The sequence below is a fragment of the Nocardioides sp. genome (genome assembly GCF_035697785.1).
Classification (GTDB): Bacteria; Actinomycetota; Actinomycetes; order Propionibacteriales; family Nocardioidaceae; genus Nocardioides_B.
In genome coordinates this window covers 1-16341 of record NZ_DASSCL010000137.1, presented here as the reverse complement: position 1 = coordinate 16341, position 16341 = coordinate 1, and the positions used below count along the sequence as shown (strand labels likewise).

The following is a 16341-nucleotide window of genomic DNA, read 5'->3' as shown; positions in this document are numbered from 1 at the left end:
GTGTCCCGCCGGAGCCGCGCCCAGCACACGAGGAAACGAGCGGGTGGCACGGAGGCACATGCAGGGGACAGTGGCGATCGACGACCACGGCGGGACCTCTCCGGGCGGAACTGCCGGGGACTGGGCCAGCCGCGTCCACATTGGAAGGACCCTCAGTGTACGCCGCCACCTTCCGCCGGGCGGCTCGCCGGAGAAGAGGGACCCGCCGCGGAGCACCCCGAACGGGCATGCACACCAGATGGGACGCCCCTGTCGTGCCATTTACTTTCGGGCCCGTCGCCTCGACAATAGAAGTGACTGCAGATGGCCGGGACCCCGCCACAACCCAGCAGTTGTGGCGAGGTGGTGGTCCCGATGGTTCCTCAGGCGTCGAATCCTCTCGACTTGATCGTGTCCGACTGGTCGTGGCCCCAAGGATCGGCGCCGACGATGACCGCCCGACGCTACGAAGTCGGTCGCTGGCTGGTCATCGAGGCCCAGGGTGAGATCGACCTGATGACCGCCCCGCTGCTGAGCCGGCTCGTCGACGGTGTGTCCTCGCACCTGGTCTTCGACCTGAGTCGGGTCACCTTCATCGATGCCCGCGGGCTGGGGCTCCTCGCCGTCACCCGGGCGAAGCTGAACGGTGCACACGGATCGATGAGCGTCGCCGGTCCCACGCCGCAGACCCGCAAGCTGCTGGCGCTCACCGGCCTCGACCGCGTGGTGGAGGTCTACGACTCGCTCGGCGAAGCGCTCTGGGGACACGCCTCCTGCTCGTAGCCTCGGTTCCGCAACGGGTGCGCCGCGGTGCCGTGGTGTGGTCCTTGGCCTCCTAGCCCGCTTTCGGGTGGTGCCGGTGCTCCATGAACTTGGCGTGGTCGTCGAACTTCGGGTCGGCGACGAGGTACTGCGCGAGCAGGCTGTCGTGCTTGTGGGGTGCCGGGTGCACCGGCTCGGGGATCACCCGTCCCTCTGCGGCATCCCAGAACCGGTCAGCTATGGCCCAGACGCGCCGTGCCACCAGGCTCAGCAACCCCGTGTGCGGCAGAGTCGGGTGCGGCCTGGTCGGTCCGTGCCTCTCCGCGTCGAACACCTTGTAGGCAAGGCCGTCCATCTCTACCGGGTCACCGAGCCGGACCAGCTCGCCGACCATGTGACTCTCGAGCCGGTTGTGCTCAGCCAGCTGGCCGCGGGCTCGCATCCACAGCTCAGGCCAGGAGAGGTGGATCGCGTGCGCCTCGCCGTACAACCGGGCCTTGATCAGCGACAGCGTCTGCTCGAGGTCGCGCGCCACTGCCAGATAGTCGTGTACGACGGCGTCACCGTCCGGCACGGTCCGGCGGACATGCCCCAGCACCACCGCCTGGACGGCCGCCAGGTGCCGGCTGGTCGCGGCCAGGAAGGTGTCGGTCGCGGCGTAGGTGTCGCGCGGTCGGAGCGGGTCGGGGTGCGGGGCCAGCACCTCGCCGAGCCGTTCCTCAAGGGACCGTTGTGTCGCCTCGATCGTCAGAACCAGGGAGTCTCCGTGCGTCATGACGCTCACCTCGTGAGTGAGAGCGGCTGACGTCTTTGCGGTCGCGTCAGACCGCTTTCCACAAGTGTGACCCGTCGGTCGAAGCGGGACAACACCCTCAGAAGGAGGCGGGCCGACCCCCTCAGCATCGGGTGGTGACCGGGACGACGATCCGCTGCAGGGCGCGACCGGCAGGACGTCGTGATCTCCTCCCCCGCCGGGCCGGCCCGAACTAGATTGGAGACATGAACACGATCCATCTCACCGACGATGAGCTCGAGATGGCCCGTCACGCGATGCAGGCCTACCTCCGGTCGTTCGGTCACGAGCAGGCGGACACGGTCGAGGCGATCAAGCGTGTGATCGCGCGGCTCCGCCAGGCACAGCGCGACACCGAGGAACCCACTTACATCGGGTGACCGACGCCGGACATGGATGACCCCGAGGGCCACCCTGGATGGGTGGTCCCTCGGGGTCGGGACCGGGGTGCGCCCGGCGGCTAGTAGCGGACCACCCCGACGCACGTCGTGTCGCCACGCGTGGCCCGGGCCCGGATGACGTCGGTGCCCGCACGGTTGGCGGTCTTGAACTCAACCGAGAACGAGCCGCTGCGGCCGGCCGTGGTCCGCTGCCCCGAGAACACGCGTGTGCCGTTGTCGGAGACCCGGACCTGCCAGGTCTGGCCGCGCCGGTTGGTGTCGATCTCGAACTCCACCTCGAGCCGGCCGTCGTCGGGCTTCGCCTTCAGCTTCCAGACGCCGGTGGCGCAGGACCCGCTGCGGCGGATCTCGTTGTCGTCGTCGTCGCCGGCATGCGCGGCCGGGGCGGCGAGGGAGAGGCTGGTCAGGGTGGCCGCGGTGGCGGCCAGTGCGGCGGTGCGACGAAGGTTCATCGGATCTCCTGGGTCTGGCGCCGGCTGCGGCGCGGTTACTTGGTGGTGCGGAACATTCTGTGCCCCGCGCAGGTGCATCCGGCAGATGTTCGATGGTTCTACGACCTGCCGACCGTGCCGGCGGGGGCCTCCCCCAATTGGGGAACCAGCCACATCATGTAGTATCTTCAGCACATGGCCGCGACGCCCCTCCAGATCGCCACCCTCGACCAGGTGCTCGAGCTCGTGGTGCTGCTCGACACGGACATGACCCAGGCGCTCGCCCGGGACGGGCTGACCAAGTCCCGGGCCCCCCTCGTGTGGGCCCTGCAGCAGCACGGTCCGAGCACCCAGAAGGCGCTGGCCGACCGGCTCGGCACCACCCCGCGCAACGTCACGGGTCTCGTCGACGGCCTGGTCGCCACCGGGTTCGTGACCCGCCAGCCGCATCCGACCGACCGCCGCGCCACCCTGGTCTCCCTCACCGCGCAAGGACGCGCGGTCATGGAGCAGATGGCGGCCGACCACGACGAGCTTGCGCAGCAGCTGTTCGCGGCGTTCGGCCCGCGGGACCTCGAGACGTTCGCGTCCGGCCTCGGCTCCGTGCTCGACGTGATCCGCACCCACCTGGACGACGCTCGGGAGGTCCGATGACCGCTCCCGTCCGTACCCCGTCAACTTCGGCCCTGCAGCGCGCCGTCGCCTTCGAGCTCGGCATCTGGCGGAGCCTGTGGCGGTGGTTGCTCCGCAGGACCGACGTGCCCGATGGTGCCGAGGCGTTCAGCTACCACCGGATGGCAACGCCGGTGATGTGGCTGTGGATCTTCGGCAGCGCCGTGGAGATCGTCGCGGTCGACGCGCTGCTGCCGTGGCACACCGCCCGCATCCTGGCCGGCGCCCTCGGCTTGTGGGGGCTCGCGTGGATGATCGGGATGCTGGGGGCGCTGAGTGCACACCCGCACCTGGTCGACGAGCTCGGCGTTCGGGTGCGCAACGGTTTCAGCGTCGACCTGCGCGTGCCCTGGGCGGCGGTCGCGAGCGTGACCGTGCAGGACCACGACCTGCCCTCGTCGATGCGGTCGGTGCAGGTCGAGCGGACCGAGCAGGGGGACGTGCTCGCAGTCGGGGTGTCCGGTCGGACCAACGTGCTGGTCCGCCTCCGCGAGCCGACCGCGTTCAGCACCACGCGCGGCGAGCACGTCGTGACCGGGCTGCGTCTGTGGGCCGACGAGCAGCGCTCGCTCGTGGCGCGAGTCCGCGATTCCGTCGCTGCCACCCCTCGCTGATTCGGAACACGTGTCTCGCGGGTTGCCGGGGTGCAGGAGGATAGGGCGACGCCGTACGACGACGGAAGGACCTTCATGCGTCGCACCCGCACCGCCCTGGCCATCAGCGTGGCCGCCGCCCTCCTGCTCGCCGGTTGCGGCGGGGAGGACCCCGCCGCCGAGGGGTCGCAGTCGCCCGGCGCCAGCGCCGAGGAGCCGAGCGGCGCGACCGAGGAGCCCAGTGAAGTGCCCAGTGAAGAGCCCACTGAGAGCCCCGGTGAGGAGCCGACCGAGTCGGTGAAGCCGCGGCCGCAGGGGCCGTTCGCCGACCTCACCTTCGAAGGCGACTCGGCGTCCCCGAACGGCGAGCGCGTGAAGCTGGGCCTCGGGGAGACCCTGACACTTCGGATCGACTCCGACCGGCCAGGCGAGCTGCACGTGCACTCCACCCCGGAGCAGGAGATCTCGTTCCCCGCCGGGCAGTCCGAGCGCAAGCTGAAGATCGAGCAGCCGGGAGTCGTCGACGTCGAGGAGCACGACTCCGGCAAGGTCCTGCTCCAGCTCGAAGTGCAGTAGGAGCGGGGGCGGCTGATGGACATGGCGTACCGCCAGCTCGGACAGAGCGGGCTCACGGTGTCGGCGATCGGGATCGGCTGCAACGCGTTCGGTGCCCGCATCGACGCCGAGCGGACCCAGCAGGTCGTCGACGCGGCGATCGAGCACGGCGTCACCTTCTTCGACACCTCCGACACCTACGGCCTGGGTGCCAGCGAGGAGCTGCTCGGCCAGGCCCTCGGCAAGCGCCGCGACGACGTCGTCGTGGCCACGAAGTTCGGCATGGACATGCAGGGCCGCAACGGCCCCGACTGGGGTGCGCGCGCTTCGCGGCGCTACGCCCGCAGGGCCGTGGAGGCCAGTCTGCGGCGACTCGGCACCGACCACATCGACCTGTACCAGATCCACCAGCCCGACCTGGTCACCCCGGTCGAGGAGACCCTCGAGGTGATGAACGAACTCGTCGACGAGGGCAAGGTCCACTACCTGGGCTGCTCCAACTTCGCCGGCTGGGAGGTCGTCGACGCCCACTGGACCGCGCGCACCCGCGGCCTGCGCGGGTTCGTCAGCGCGCAGAACGAGTACTCGCTCTACAACCGGTCCGCCGAGGAGGAGCTCGTCCCGGCCCTGGACCGGCTCGGGATGAGCTTGCTGCCGTACTTCCCGCTCGCCTACGGGCTACTCACCGGCAAGTACCGACGCGGCGAGGAGGCTCCCGCCGGCAGCCGGCTGAGCAGCAGCACCCAGGCGCACCGCCTGGAGGGCGCCGACTTCGACCGGGTCGAGGCGCTCGAGCGGTACGCCGCGGAGCGCGGTGTCTCGATCCTGGAGGTCGCGCTGGGCGGTCTGGCCGCGCAGCGCGCCGTCGGCAGCGTGATCGCCGGCGCGACCTCGGCGGCCCAGGTGGAGGCCAACGTGAAGGCCGCCTCGTGGCGCCCGACCGGTGCGGACGCCGAGGTGCTCGCCGGTATCAACGCCGTGCGCGGCCCCGGGATGGTGCACACGTCGTTCACCCGGCGCTGACCCTGCGCCCGCCCGCCCGGAGCCCCGCCGGTTTAGACCGAGCGGACGAGATTTCTCGAAACCGCCCCCACGGCCCGGCGTCCTCCTCAAGGATGTCGCTGCGCACTCGCCGCACCCTGCTTCGTGGCGCGTGTCCGCACGAACGTCGTCCGACCTCGGAGGGGAAGGCCGAACGCCGTACGAGGGTGGCCACTGCGGTGGCCACCCTCGTCTTCTCTCCGCGGGCGCCCCGGGGCGCGGATCCGCGCAGACCGGCGCCCCGCGGCGCCGGTTTGAACGTCCAGACCACTGTGGCGCGTTGGTTTCCGCACCGGGGGCGGGGGTATCACCCGATCCGCAGGGGGTCATGAAACCGGGGCGCGACCGGCCATCACACCGGGCCGGCGTGCCGCGACGAAGGTGGGCGAGAAATGGTCTCCACTACGGCGAAGGTCATCGAGGAGCAGCCGGCCAGTGGCGAGGCCGCCGAGAGCCGCGGCGCGCTGAGCACCAGGCTGCTGACGCAGGCCGCCGAAGAGTCGGACCCGGTGGAGCGCAAGCGCCTGCAGGACGAGGTCGTCGTCATGCACATGGGCCTCGCCCGCGCCGTCGCGGCGCGCTACCGCGGCCGCGGCATCTCCGACGAGGACCTCACGCAGGCGGCCGCGATGGCGTTGCTCAAGGCGGCCCGCCGGTTCGACCCCTCGCACGGCGTGGAGTTCCTGTCGTACGCCGTCGTCACCATGAAGGGCGAGGTCAAGCGTCAGTTCCGCGACTTCGGCTGGATGGTGCGACCGCCCCGACCGATCCAGAAGCTGCAAAGCGACGTGGCCCGCGCGCAGAGCGACCTCACCCAGGTGCTCGGCCGTTCGCCGCGAGTCCCCGAGGTCGCCGACCACCTCGGGGTCACCGAGGACGAGGTCCTCGAGGCTCTCTCGGCCGACGGTTGCTTCACGCCCACGTCGCTCGACATGCCGCTCGGCGACCAAGGCTCGACCGTCCTGGGCGACACACTGGTCACCGAGGACACCGCACTCGACGAGGCCGAGGCCCGGGTGCTGCTGATGCCGGCCATGCGGGCACTACCGGAGCGCGAACGTCACATCCTGTACCTGCGCTTCTTCAAGCAGCTGAGCCAGTCCCAGATCGCCGCCGAGGTCGGCGTCACCCAGATGCAGGTGTCGCGGATCCTGGCCCGGGTGATGGTGCAGCTCCGCGGCGCGCTCGAGCCTGCGTAGGGCGGCCCGCCCGGTCGGGGCATGCCGGTCCGAACGCGTACAGGAACGCGTCACGGCGGCGTGGGTTTGCGGTCCGGTGCCCGGGGTACCTCAGAGCCGAGCACCGAGGAGGAACAAAATGGACTCGACCGGCTGGATCATCGCCATCGTGGTCGCGATCATCCTGATCGCGGCAATCGCCTTCGCGCTGAAGGCGTCGAACACCAAGAAGAAGGAGCGTGACCGCGTCCGGGCAGCCGAGCTGCGCGAGCAGGCGGCCGCGCAGGCTACCGGTGTCACGCAGCACGAAAGCCACGCCCGCGAGACCGAGGCGGCCGCCAAGCAGGCCCGCGCCGAGGCGGAGCGCAAGGCAGCCGAGGCCGACCGGCTCGAGGCCGAGGCCGCCGACCGGGCCGCGTCCGCCAGCCGGGTGCGCGAGGAGCACCGGGAGAACGTGCGCCTGGCCGACGAGATCGATCCGGACGTGAATCACTCTGCGCCCACGACGGACACGGCCGTCCCCGCGGAGGAAGGCGCCACCACGGCGCAGCACGGGACGTCCACGTCGCACGCGGCGGTCTCGGACTCGGCAACGACCGACTCCACCACGACGCGTCCGGGCAGCACCGACTCGACGACCTCGGCAGACTCGACCACCGCGGACGCCACCACCGTCGACTCGAGCCCGCATGACTCGACCACGGACTCGACCACCACAGCGGACGAGGCGAGGCGCACGGAGGGCACCCACCGGGCGTAGCCGGCAGGCGCCGGTCAGAGGTAGAGGCCGGTCTGGCTGTCACCGAGGCGGTCGGCCGCGACCGCGTGTACGTCGCGCTCGCGCATCAGGATGTAGGTCTCGGCGTTCACCTCGACCTCGGCCTTGTCCTCGGGGTCGAACAGCACCTTGTCGCCGATCTCCACCGAGCGCACGTGCGGTCCGATCGCGGCCACCCGGGCCCAGCTGAGCCGCCGGCCGCCCATGACGGCGGTCGCCGGGATCACGATGCCACCCGACGACCGGCGCTCCCCCTCGGTGTCGACCGAGACGAGCACCCGGTCGTGGAGCATCCGGATCGGGGTCTTCTCGGTCATCGCGTGAGCTTGCGCAGCGCGAACATCACCGCGACGAGACCGACGACGACGCCGGCGGTCCTGAGGATGTTGTCGGTGCGCGGCGCGCCGTCGGGCGCGACGTACACCGCCTTGACCGACGCGACCTCACGCCGGGCGATGGTCTTCGGGCTGGCCCGGTAGACCAGCTGGTCGATGGTGTCGGCGAGCCGCTCACGGGTCGCCTCGATCTCGCTCTCGAGGGAGTCGAGGCCACGGTTCTCGGCCTTGCCCACAGCACATCTCCTTGCCATCCGCTACTCGGTCCGGCACAGACTATCCGCCGTCGCCCCGATCGTCCGCGTACCCCTGGCGTCCCCCTGTCGTCAGGAGCGGACTAGGTGCACGATGGGGCAGGGAGGAGTTGATGACGATGAACGCAGCGGTAGGCGACCACCTGCTGGTCCACAACGCACACGTCGGCGAGTCGAGCCGTGAGGGCGAGATCGTCGAGGTCCGGGGGGCCGACGGGGGCCCGCCGTACCTGGTCCGATGGACCGACGACGGGCACGAGTCGTTGGTGTTCCCGGGGCCGGACGCCGAGGTCCAGCACGTTCCTGCGAAGTCCTAGGCTCCCGCCGCGCGCCGCGCCGGCGCCCCGATCGCTCGGGGGTCGAAACCGAACGGCAGTTCGAGGCGGTGCGCGGCCATCAGGGCGTCGTCGGTGAGAACGTCGTACGTCGGACCGTCCGCGACGACGACGCCGTCGGAGAGGACCACGGACCGCGGGCACAGCTGGAACGCGTACGGCAGGTCGTGGGTGACCATCAGGACTGTCACGTCGAGCCCGGTGAGGATCTCGGCGAGCTCCCGGCGGGACGCCGGGTCGAGGTTGGACGACGGCTCGTCGAGGACCAGGATCTCGGGCTCCATGGCGAGCACGGTCGCCACCGCGACGCGGCGACGCTGCCCGAAGCTCAGGTGGTGCGGCGGACGTTCCGCGTAGTCCGACATGCCCACCTGCTCGAGGGCCGCGGTCACTCGGGCGTCGAGGTCCGCCCCGCGCAGGCCGAGGTTGGCCGGCCCGAAGGCGACGTCATCGCGCACGCTGGGCATGAACAGCTGGTCGTCGGGGTCCTGGAAGACGACGCCGACACGGCGGCGTACCTCCTGGAGGTTCTCCTTGACGACCGGCATCCCGGAGACGCTGACCGAGCCGGCGCCGCCCTGCAGGATGCCGTTGAGGTGCAGGACCAGCGTGGTCTTGCCGGCGCCGTTGGGGCCGAGCAGCGCGACCCGCTCGCCCCGGTGCACGTGCAGGTCGACGCCGTACAGCGCCTGGTGCCCGTCGGGATAGGCGTAGGCGAGACCGCGGACGTCCAGCACGGGGGCGGTCATCGTCGCCGTCCCGCCGACACCGAGCCGGTGTAGCCACGCGACACCATCGCGAGGTGGACCCGCTCACCACGCTCGTAGGAGCGGATGAACAAGGCGCCGGCGCTGCGGGCGATCACCGGCCAGTGCCGGGGGGTGCGTGCGCTGAAGCCGCGGGACTCCAGAGCGATCCGCATCCGCCGCATCTCGTCGCTCACCACGTCGACGTAGCGGATCATGAAGCCCATGATCTGCACGAGCTGCTGCGGGAGCCGCAGCCGCTCCAGGCCGACGAGGATGTCGCGCGGCTCGCTGGTCGCCGCCAGCGTCAGGCTGGCCAGCACGCCGAGGGTGCCCTTGGCGAGGAGCGCCCAGCCGGCCAGCAGCCCCGGCTCGCTGACGGTGATCCCGAGCACCTCGGTGGGCGGGCCGGTCGCGATGAACGGCATCAGCAGTGCGAACACCACGAAGGGGAGCTCGACAACCAGACGCTTGAGGATGTACGTCGGCGGGACGGTGCTGACCAGCACGACGCCGAGCACCACCCCCAGGTAGACCGCGTAGGCGGCGAACCAGTCCGGAGGCGTGGCGACCACGACCAGGACGAAGCCGAGCAGCGCGAGCAGCTTGAGGTGCGCCGGGGCCCGGTGCACGACCGAGTGCGCGTGGTAGTGCAGCCGATGCCCGTGTCCGGCGCCCACGTCAGGGCCGTCCGGTCGGCAGGTGTTCCTGATCCCCGCGGTCCGACCGGCCGTCCGGCGCGCTGCGACGGCGCACGGCGAACCCGATCCCCGTGGCCAGCAGGAGGGTCAGCACGACGCCCAGCACGCCGGCCAGGCCACCGGAGACCCGGGCGTCGTCGACCCCGCGGGTCCGGTAGTCCGCCAGCGGGCCGTCGGCGGTTGCCGTCTCGTCGGCGCTGTCGATGAAGCCGGTCCTCTCGGCGACGTACTCGAGCCCGTCGGGGTGGCTGGAGGCGTAGTAGCTGGCCACCCCGGCCAGCAGCAGGGCGACGACGATGCCGGCGAGCACGAAGGTGCGGGTGCGCATCAGGCCGCCCCGTCCACGCGCGCGGGAGCGGACTCCGGTGCCGTGCGCACCTCGAGGGTGCGTGCGGCGAGGACGCGGCGCGCACCGTGCACGAGGTCGGGTCGCACCGAGACCACGCTGCCGACCACCAGGCCGGTGATGGCCGCCTCGCCGACACCGATCACGGAGTGCCAGCCGAGCATCGCGACGGCGAGGGTGTCGAGCGGCACCGGCGCCTGGCCGCCGACGGCGTACAGCCCGACGAACGCCAGCGCGGTCACCGGCACCGACACGAACGCGGCGACGGCGGCGATCGCCGGCACCAGTCCGACGCGCTTGGGCAGCAACCGCTGCAGGCCGCGGAAGACGAGCCAGCCCACGACCACACCCACCAGGCCCATGAGCGTGATGTTGGTGCCGAGCGCGGTGATGCCGCCGTCGGCGAACAGCAGGCTCTGCACGAGCAGCACCACCGAGAGGCACAGCACCGCCGTCCAGGGTCCGACCAGCACGGCCGCGAGGGCACCGCCGAGGAGATGGCCGCTGGTGCCGGCGCCGACCGGGAAGTTCAGCATCTGGGTGGCGAACACGAATGCGGCGGTCAGGCCGGCCATCGGCGCGGCCCGGTCGTCGAGCTCGCGGCGAGCGCCGCGCAGGGCCAGCGACACCCCGGCGACCGCGACCGCGCCGGTGGCGACCGATGTCGAGACGTCCAGGAATCCGTCTGGCACGTGCATGCAGGTCCTCCGCTACGTTGGAGCCGCCTCGCGCCGCGAGGCTCTGCTGAGCAGGCTACGTTATTGCGAACGATTCGCAATAAGGCCGCGAGCGGATTGGTCCGATCCCGTTCGGAGAGGTACGACGATGGCGCAGACGAGGCTCGAGCCGGGCGACCGGGCCCCCGACTTCACGCTCACCGACGACAAGGGCGAGCAGGTGACCCTGTCGGAGCTGCGCGGCAAGAAGGTGATCGTGTACTTCTACCCCGCGGCGATGACGCCGGGATGCACCAAGCAGGCGTGCGACTTCACCGACTCCCTGGACTCGCTCCGCGGCGCCGGCTACGAGGTGCTCGGCATCTCCCCCGACAGGCCCGAGAAGCTGGCGAAGTTCCGCGACCGCGACGCGCTGACCATCACGCTGCTCTCCGACCCGGACAAGACCGTGCTGCAGGAGTGGGGCGCGTTCGGTGAGAAGAAGCTGTACGGCAAGGTCATCGAGGGCGTGATCCGCTCGACGTTCGTGGTCGACGAGGCCGGGCTGATCGAGGTCGCGCAGTACAACGTGAAGGCCACCGGTCACGTCGCGAAGCTGCGGCGTGATCTGGGGTTGGCGTCGTAGGGGTGCGGGGGCCAATTACCACGGTCCCGTGGTAATTGCCTCGTTCCCGGGGAGAGTTCGCACCGGGAAGCGGTGGATCACCACGGTCCCGTGGTAAACCACCCGTTCCCGGGGAGAGTTCACACCGGGAAGCGGCAGTTCACCACGGTCCCGTGGTAATCGGCCGCCCGCCCTAGACTGGCGCCGCTCGCCAGAGTGGTGGAATTGGCAGACACGCGGCACTTAGGATGCCGTGCCTTCGGGCGTGGGGGTTCAAGTCCCCCCTCTGGCACACCGGATCTCGCCGTACCCTCTGGCACTCCCCGGTCCCGCCGTACTTTCCGGCGCTCCCCCGGGTCTCGCCCTGCAGGACGCTCAGTCCGGCCGGTCGCCGGTGCCGAGTCCGGCGTCGCGGGCGCGGATGATCACCTCGGCACGGTCGGTGGCCTGGAGCTTGGCCAGGATGCTCGTCACGTTGTTGCGGATCGTCTTGGGTGAGAGGAACAGCTCGCTCGCGATCTGGGCGTTGTTCCGGCCGGCTGCGATCCGGTCGAGGATCTCGGTCTCGCGCTCGGTCAGCTCGGGGAACGGCCGCTCGGGGCGCGACGTCGGCGCCAGCACCTCCGCGATCCGTGCCGCCAGCGACGCCCCGAAGACGACTCCGCCGCCGTGGACGGTGGTGATCGCTCGGACGATCTCGTCCTGCTCGGCACCCTTGCGGAGGTAGCCGCGCGCGCCGGCGCGCAGCGCCGAGAGCACGGTGCCGTCGTCCTCGCCCATGGTGATGACGAGAACCCCGACGTCCGGCTGGTCGGCGACGATGCGCCGGGTCGCCTCGATCCCGTTGAGCTCCGGCATCTGCACGTCCATCACCACCACGTCCGGGCGACGCTCCGCGGCGAGGGCGACCGCCTCGGCGCCGTCTGCGGCCCGGGCGACGACCTCGATCGTCGGCAGCGGCTCGAGCAGCGACGCCAGCCCGTCCCGGAACACCGGGTGGTCGTCGGCGATCAGCACCCGAATCGTCCCGGTCATCGAAGCGCCCCTTCCTCGTGCATCGCGCCCAGCGGCAGCCAGGCCCGCACCCGCGTCCCGCCACCCTCGGGGCAGGACACCTCGCACCTGCCGCCGAGCTCCTCGGCCCGCTCCCGCAACGACAACAGGCCCACCCCGGCCGAGACATCCTCGCCGATGCCACGCCCGTCGTCGCGGACCTCGACCACCACCGCGGACCCGTCCCGGACCAGGCGCACCTCACAGCGCCGGGCCTCGGCGTGCTTGACCACGTTGGTGAGGGCCTCGGAGACGATGCGGTACGCCGCGACCTCGACCGCCGCGGGCAGCCCCCCGAGCCCGTCGGCGCACACCCGCACGTCGACCGCGGAGCGCATCCGCTCCGCCTGTTGCTCGAGCGCGGCGCGCAGGCCCAGGTCGTCCAGCGCCGGCGGCCGGAGGTCGTGCACCAGCCGGCGTACGTCGTCCAGTGCCTCCCGGATCTCGGTGCGCGCCAGCCGGACCAGCTCGCGGGCCCGGCCCGGGTCGGCGTCTACCGCGGTGCCGGCGGCGTCCAGCCGCATCGCCACACCTCCCAGCACCGGGCCCAGCCCGTCGTGCAGGTCGCGGCGGATCCGTCGCCGGTCGTCCTCGCGGCCCAGCACCAGCCGCTCGCGGCTCTCCTGCAGCTCGCCGGCGAGCAGGCTGGCCCGGATCGCGATCGCCGCCTGCCGAACCAGGTCCACGAGCAGCCCCTGGTCGCGGCGCGACAGCATCGAGCGCAGGCCGAGGGCGGGCAGCGTCAGCCGGCCGATCCGCTCGCCCCGGTAGGCAATGTCGATCTCCTGGCCGTCGGCCGCCACTCTGCCGTGCGTGGCCGCCAGGGTGCCGCCGCCGGGCGCGAGCACCTCGACGCGGACGAACGGCACCTTGAACGTCGTCGCGACCGCGGACGCCAGCGCGGGCAGCTGCTCGTCGACGGTCCGGGTCTCCTCGAGCCGCGCCGCGAACGTCGAGACCACGTCGTACCTGTCGCCGCGACGCCCGAACAGCAGCCGTCGTACGCCGGCGCCCAGCCAGGTGCGCAACGGCCCGTAGACGACGACCGCCAGCACGAGCACCAGGATCGTCACGCCGCGCTCGTCGAGGCGCTCGCCCAGCAGGAGGTTCGCGCCGGCCAGCACGGCGAGGTCGAACGCGACCACGATCCCGGCGACGCCGGCGTAGGTCAGCGTCCCGGCCACCAGGGCGTCGACGTCGCCCAGACCCGGCCGGACGATGCCGATCGTGACCGAGACGGCCGTCGTGATGACCGCGACGGCGAGCAACGCCGTCGTCAGCCCCCCGGAAGGCACGAGCACCGCCACCACGACCGTGAGCACACAGACGATGCCCGCCCAGAGCAGCCACCGCAGCCGGGTCCGCTCGTCGCCGCTCGCATGCCGGTGTCGGACGAACACCACGACGACGGCCGCCGTGAGCGCGAGCAGCGTCAGCGGCCGGGTCACGTTCAGCACCGCCGTGGCCACGGCGTCGGGCATCGGCAGCGCGAGCAGGTCGGTGCGCACGCCCGGCACGGGCAGCTCGCGGAAGACCACACTGTCCGGGGCCAGCAGCAGCGCCACGGGAAGACTCGCGGCCGCGGCGAGCACCGCCACGCTCACCGTGCGCCACCGGCCGGGCATCAGCCGGCCGGTCGGGTACACCACCAGTAGGGCCGGCAGCCCGAGCAACAACGTCGCGCCGAACCGGGCGACGAACCAGACCGCCAAGTCCGTGCCGGGCAGCCCGTGCGCCGCCGAGTAGGCACCCCACGACTCGAAGAAGCCGTCCAGCGCCCACACCCCGCCGAACGCCGCCAGCACCCACCCCACCGCGTGCCGCGGCCGGACCGCCAGGATCACCGCCGCCGCGCAGAGCAGGACACTGCCGATGACCGACGTCACGGCGCCGCGGCCCGCGAAGACCACGGCGCGCTCCGCCGGTGTGGTGCCCGAGTCGAGGTACGCCGCCGCAGCCGTGACCAGGACGGCGGAGAGCACCAGCAGCACGGGGGCCAGCCGCGGACTGCGGTCGTCGGGGACGGTCGTCACGCGTGAAGTATCACCGGCAAGGTGTCCCGGCGTCCCGGGACCGCGGTCCTTCGTCGACGGGACCGCATCGGGGACCCCGGACGGGACGCCTCTCCCTGCCGCCCGGGCCGCCGGGACGGCCAGAGTCCTGGTCATGCCGAACAAGACCGTCACCCAGGAGAACGACATGACCACCACCCACACGCCGACCCCCGCCCGCTCCGACCTGCACACCGGGTCCCCGCGCACCACGGCACCCGTTGCACCGCCGTTCCGGAAGCACGGGCTCGCGCTCACCGGCGGTGCGCTCCTGTGGGCCACCAGCTTCCTGCACTTCGGCCCGAACCCGACCGACTCGTCGGGCCTGGTGCTCTTCGGGCTGATGTCCGGGTCCTTCCAGCTCGGGCTGCTGGCGCTGCTCCGCGTGCTGTGGCGGACCCGGGCCCTCGGCGAGGGCCGGATCGCCCGGGCCGTGCTGCGGATCGAGACGGTCTTCGTCTCGCTCGCGATCTGCTCGACGTTCGTCGACGCGATCGGCGTCTCCGACCTGAGCCAGCCGGGCTGGATCGTCCTCGACGCCTTCTGGCCGCTCTCGATGCTGGGGATGTTCTTCATCGGCATCCGGATCGCCGTCGCTGGCCGCTGGAAGGGGCTCACCCGCTTCTGGCCGCTGGTCGCCGAGAGCTGGGCCATGGTCGTCATCCCGACCATGGGCATCTTCGGCGAGGACGTCGCGAAGTACGTCGCCGCGCTGCACCTGCTCGTCGGCTACGCCGTGCTCGGCGTGCTGGTGTCCCGCAAGGAGAGCTGAACCACCCCCTCGCAGGGCCCGGACCGTGACGGTCCGGGCCTCGCGTGTGCCCGGCCACGGGTGCATCGCGCGGCTCTCCACCACGGCGCAGCGGTCAGACGTGCCGGGCGAGCCAGCTGCCGAGGACCTGCGCGCTCCGGTCGACCAGCGCCGGCCAGTCGAGTGCCGACTCGTCGGCGTTGTCGCTGACGTGCTTGACCAGGCGAACGGGCAGATCCGGCCGAGACGACCAGGATCCCCCCGGTCACGTCCGGGCGAGCGCCTCGGCCACGACGGGTGCGAGCGCGCGCAGCGCCCGGCCGCGGTGGGAGATCGCGTCCTTCTCGGCGGCGGGCAGCTCGGCGGAGGTGCGCTCCTCGCCTCTCGCCAGCGTGTCGTCGGCGACGAAGAGCACGTCGTAGCCGAAGCCGCCACTGCCGCGGAGCTCCCGGATGACCCGGCCGGGCATCTCGCCGTGCACCACGTGCTCGACGGTCTCGTCGCCGACCGGCCGCACGAACGCGACGGCACAGGTGAAGTGGGCGGTACGGCGCTCGTCGGGCACGTCGTCGAGCTGCTCGAGGAGGAGCCGGTTGTTCGCCGCGTCGTCCTTGGCGGTGCCCGCCCAGCGGGCCGAGAGCACGCCCGGCATGCCGTTGAGCGCATCGACGCACAGTCCGGAGTCGTCGGCGATCGACGGGAGCCCGGTGGCCGTCACGCCCGCGCGTGCCTTGATCAGCGCGTTGCCCTCGAAGGTCGGCTCGGTCTCCGGCGGTTCGTCGTACGGCGCGACGTCGTCGAGCCCGAGCACCTCGATGCCGGGGACGTGCTCGGCCAGGATGCGCTGCATCTCCGCGATCTTCTTCGTGTTGCGCGAGGCGAGGAAGACCACCGGGTGGTCGGCCCGCTCGGCGTCAGGCACCGGCGAGCGCCGTCCGCTGGATGCCGGTCAGGTCGGCGCAGCCCTTCTCGGCCAGCGCCAGCAGACCGTCGAGCTCGGCCCGGTCGAACGGCGCGGCCTCGGCGGTGCCCTGCACCTCGATGAACTTGCCGTCCCCGGTCATCACGACGTTCATGTCGGTCTCCGCGCGGACGTCCTCCTCGTAGGGCAGGTCCAGCCGCGGCTCGCCGTCGATGATGCCGACGGACACCGCGGCCACCGATCCGAGCAGCGGCTCCCCCGCCAGCGCCCCCTTGCCGGCGAGGTGCGCGCACGCGTCGGCGAGGGCGACGTACGCCCCCGTGATCGCCGCCGTGCGGGTGCCCCCGTCGGCCTGCAGGACGTCGCAGTCGAGCACGATCGTG

23 protein-coding genes and 1 tRNA gene are annotated in these 16341 nt (G+C 71.8%); 12 read left to right on the top strand and 12 right to left on the bottom strand.

The window, feature by feature from the left end:
• The first annotated feature begins 429 nt into the window (after window positions 1-429).
• Window positions 430-762 carry an STAS domain-containing protein gene (locus tag VFH10_RS14770; RefSeq protein ID WP_325129877.1) on the top strand — a complete coding sequence of 111 codons (333 nt, stop codon included), beginning with the start codon at window positions 430-432 and terminating at the stop codon, window positions 760-762.
• A 52-nt stretch (window positions 763-814) separates the two neighbouring features.
• Here the strand turns inward: VFH10_RS14770 and VFH10_RS14765 are convergent, their stop codons facing one another.
• The gene (locus VFH10_RS14765; protein ID WP_325129875.1) at window positions 815-1516 is read right to left on the bottom strand and encodes a hypothetical protein; all 702 of its coding nucleotides are present in this window, start codon (window positions 1514-1516) and stop codon (window positions 815-817) included.
• A gap of 224 nt (window positions 1517-1740) precedes the next feature.
• Here VFH10_RS14765 and VFH10_RS14760 point away from each other — a divergent pair, with 224 nt between their 5' ends.
• Window positions 1741-1914, top strand: a complete 174-nt coding sequence (locus tag VFH10_RS14760) for a hypothetical protein (RefSeq protein WP_325129873.1) — start codon at window positions 1741-1743, stop codon at window positions 1912-1914.
• Between the two features lie 80 nt (window positions 1915-1994).
• Here the strand turns inward: VFH10_RS14760 and VFH10_RS14755 are convergent, their stop codons facing one another.
• Entirely contained in the window at window positions 1995-2387 is a 393-nt protein-coding gene (locus VFH10_RS14755) for a hypothetical protein (protein WP_325129871.1), read from the bottom strand.
• A 174-nt stretch (window positions 2388-2561) separates the two neighbouring features.
• On the opposite strand from VFH10_RS14755, the gene VFH10_RS14750 reads away from it, so the two are divergent.
• The 6 genes from VFH10_RS14750 to VFH10_RS14725 all read left to right on the top strand — a co-directional run bounded on the left by VFH10_RS14750 (window position 2562) and on the right by VFH10_RS14725 (window position 7165).
• On the top strand, window positions 2562-3020 hold the full coding sequence (locus VFH10_RS14750; protein ID WP_325129869.1) for a MarR family transcriptional regulator: 459 nt from the start codon (window positions 2562-2564) through the stop codon (window positions 3018-3020).
• Window positions 3017-3652 (top strand): hypothetical protein, encoded by a 636-nt coding sequence (locus VFH10_RS14745; protein ID WP_325129867.1) that lies wholly within the window; start codon window positions 3017-3019, stop codon window positions 3650-3652. The genes VFH10_RS14750 and VFH10_RS14745 overlap by 4 nt, the downstream gene beginning before the upstream one ends.
• A 75-nt stretch (window positions 3653-3727) precedes the next feature.
• The gene (locus tag VFH10_RS14740; RefSeq protein ID WP_325129865.1) at window positions 3728-4207 is read left to right on the top strand and encodes a hypothetical protein; all 480 of its coding nucleotides are present in this window, start codon (window positions 3728-3730) and stop codon (window positions 4205-4207) included.
• Window positions 4208-4222: 15 nt separating this feature from the next.
• Entirely contained in the window at window positions 4223-5209 is a 987-nt protein-coding gene (locus VFH10_RS14735; RefSeq protein ID WP_325129863.1) for an aldo/keto reductase, read from the top strand.
• Window positions 5210-5619: 410 nt separating this feature from the next.
• Window positions 5620-6426 (top strand): sigma-70 family RNA polymerase sigma factor, encoded by an 807-nt coding sequence (locus VFH10_RS14730; protein ID WP_325129861.1) that lies wholly within the window; start codon window positions 5620-5622, stop codon window positions 6424-6426.
• 118 nt (window positions 6427-6544) lie between these two features.
• Complete coding sequence (locus tag VFH10_RS14725; RefSeq protein ID WP_325129859.1) at window positions 6545-7165, top strand: hypothetical protein; 621 nt, start codon at window positions 6545-6547, stop codon at window positions 7163-7165.
• 14 nt (window positions 7166-7179) lie between these two features.
• On the opposite strand, the gene VFH10_RS14720 is transcribed toward VFH10_RS14725, so the two are convergent.
• Together VFH10_RS14720 and VFH10_RS14715 are read right to left on the bottom strand one after the other, a co-directional pair.
• Window positions 7180-7500, bottom strand: coding sequence for a co-chaperone GroES (locus tag VFH10_RS14720; protein WP_325129857.1), 321 nt, complete (start codon window positions 7498-7500; stop codon window positions 7180-7182).
• Complete coding sequence (locus tag VFH10_RS14715) at window positions 7497-7754, bottom strand: DUF3618 domain-containing protein (protein WP_325129855.1); 258 nt, start codon at window positions 7752-7754, stop codon at window positions 7497-7499. The genes VFH10_RS14720 and VFH10_RS14715 overlap by 4 nt, the downstream gene beginning before the upstream one ends.
• A 137-nt stretch (window positions 7755-7891) precedes the next feature.
• Between VFH10_RS14715 and VFH10_RS14710 the strand changes: the two genes are divergently transcribed.
• Window positions 7892-8089, top strand: coding sequence for a DUF1918 domain-containing protein (locus VFH10_RS14710; RefSeq protein WP_325129854.1), 198 nt, complete (start codon window positions 7892-7894; stop codon window positions 8087-8089).
• Here the strand turns inward: VFH10_RS14710 and VFH10_RS14705 are convergent.
• Genes VFH10_RS14705 through VFH10_RS14690 form a run of 4 tightly spaced genes read right to left on the bottom strand, consistent with a single transcriptional unit; the run spans window position 8086 to window position 10598 of the window.
• Window positions 8086-8856 (bottom strand): ABC transporter ATP-binding protein, encoded by a 771-nt coding sequence (locus tag VFH10_RS14705; protein ID WP_325129852.1) that lies wholly within the window; start codon window positions 8854-8856, stop codon window positions 8086-8088. The two genes, VFH10_RS14710 and VFH10_RS14705, sit on opposite strands and share 4 nt — an antisense overlap.
• Entirely contained in the window at window positions 8853-9533 is a 681-nt protein-coding gene (gene cbiQ / locus VFH10_RS14700; protein ID WP_325129850.1) for a cobalt ECF transporter T component CbiQ, read from the bottom strand. The genes VFH10_RS14705 and cbiQ overlap by 4 nt, the downstream gene beginning before the upstream one ends.
• Window position 9534: 1 nt before the next feature.
• Window positions 9535-9882, bottom strand: coding sequence for a PDGLE domain-containing protein (locus VFH10_RS14695; protein WP_325129848.1), 348 nt, complete (start codon window positions 9880-9882; stop codon window positions 9535-9537).
• On the bottom strand, window positions 9882-10598 hold the full coding sequence (locus tag VFH10_RS14690) for an energy-coupling factor ABC transporter permease (RefSeq protein ID WP_325129846.1): 717 nt from the start codon (window positions 10596-10598) through the stop codon (window positions 9882-9884). The genes VFH10_RS14695 and VFH10_RS14690 overlap by 1 nt, the downstream gene beginning before the upstream one ends.
• A gap of 127 nt (window positions 10599-10725) precedes the next feature.
• Here VFH10_RS14690 and bcp point away from each other — a divergent pair, with 127 nt between their 5' ends.
• On the top strand, window positions 10726-11202 hold the full coding sequence (bcp, locus tag VFH10_RS14685; RefSeq protein ID WP_325129844.1) for a thioredoxin-dependent thiol peroxidase: 477 nt from the start codon (window positions 10726-10728) through the stop codon (window positions 11200-11202).
• Window positions 11203-11391: 189 nt separating this feature from the next.
• Window positions 11392-11473: transfer RNA gene (locus tag VFH10_RS14680), tRNA-Leu, on the top strand.
• An 83-nt stretch (window positions 11474-11556) separates the two neighbouring features.
• On the opposite strand, the gene VFH10_RS14675 is transcribed toward VFH10_RS14680, so the two are convergent.
• Both VFH10_RS14675 and VFH10_RS14670 read right to left on the bottom strand, forming a co-directional pair.
• Entirely contained in the window at window positions 11557-12216 is a 660-nt protein-coding gene (locus tag VFH10_RS14675; RefSeq protein ID WP_325129842.1) for a response regulator transcription factor, read from the bottom strand.
• On the bottom strand, window positions 12213-14267 hold the full coding sequence (locus VFH10_RS14670; protein WP_325129840.1) for a sensor histidine kinase: 2055 nt from the start codon (window positions 14265-14267) through the stop codon (window positions 12213-12215). Before VFH10_RS14670 ends, VFH10_RS14675 begins: the two co-directional genes overlap by 4 nt.
• 133 nt (window positions 14268-14400) lie before the next feature.
• On the opposite strand from VFH10_RS14670, the gene VFH10_RS14665 reads away from it, so the two are divergent.
• Window positions 14401-15057 (top strand): hypothetical protein, encoded by a 657-nt coding sequence (locus VFH10_RS14665; RefSeq protein WP_325129838.1) that lies wholly within the window; start codon window positions 14401-14403, stop codon window positions 15055-15057.
• Between the two features lie 244 nt (window positions 15058-15301).
• Here the strand turns inward: VFH10_RS14665 and rdgB are convergent, their stop codons facing one another.
• Entirely contained in the window at window positions 15302-15958 is a 657-nt protein-coding gene (gene rdgB / locus VFH10_RS14660) for an RdgB/HAM1 family non-canonical purine NTP pyrophosphatase (protein ID WP_325129836.1), read from the bottom strand.
• The coding region (gene rph / locus VFH10_RS14655; RefSeq protein WP_325129834.1) for a ribonuclease PH at window positions 15951-16341 on the bottom strand (391 nt) is incomplete at its 5' end. The genes rph and rdgB, both read right to left, overlap by 8 nt.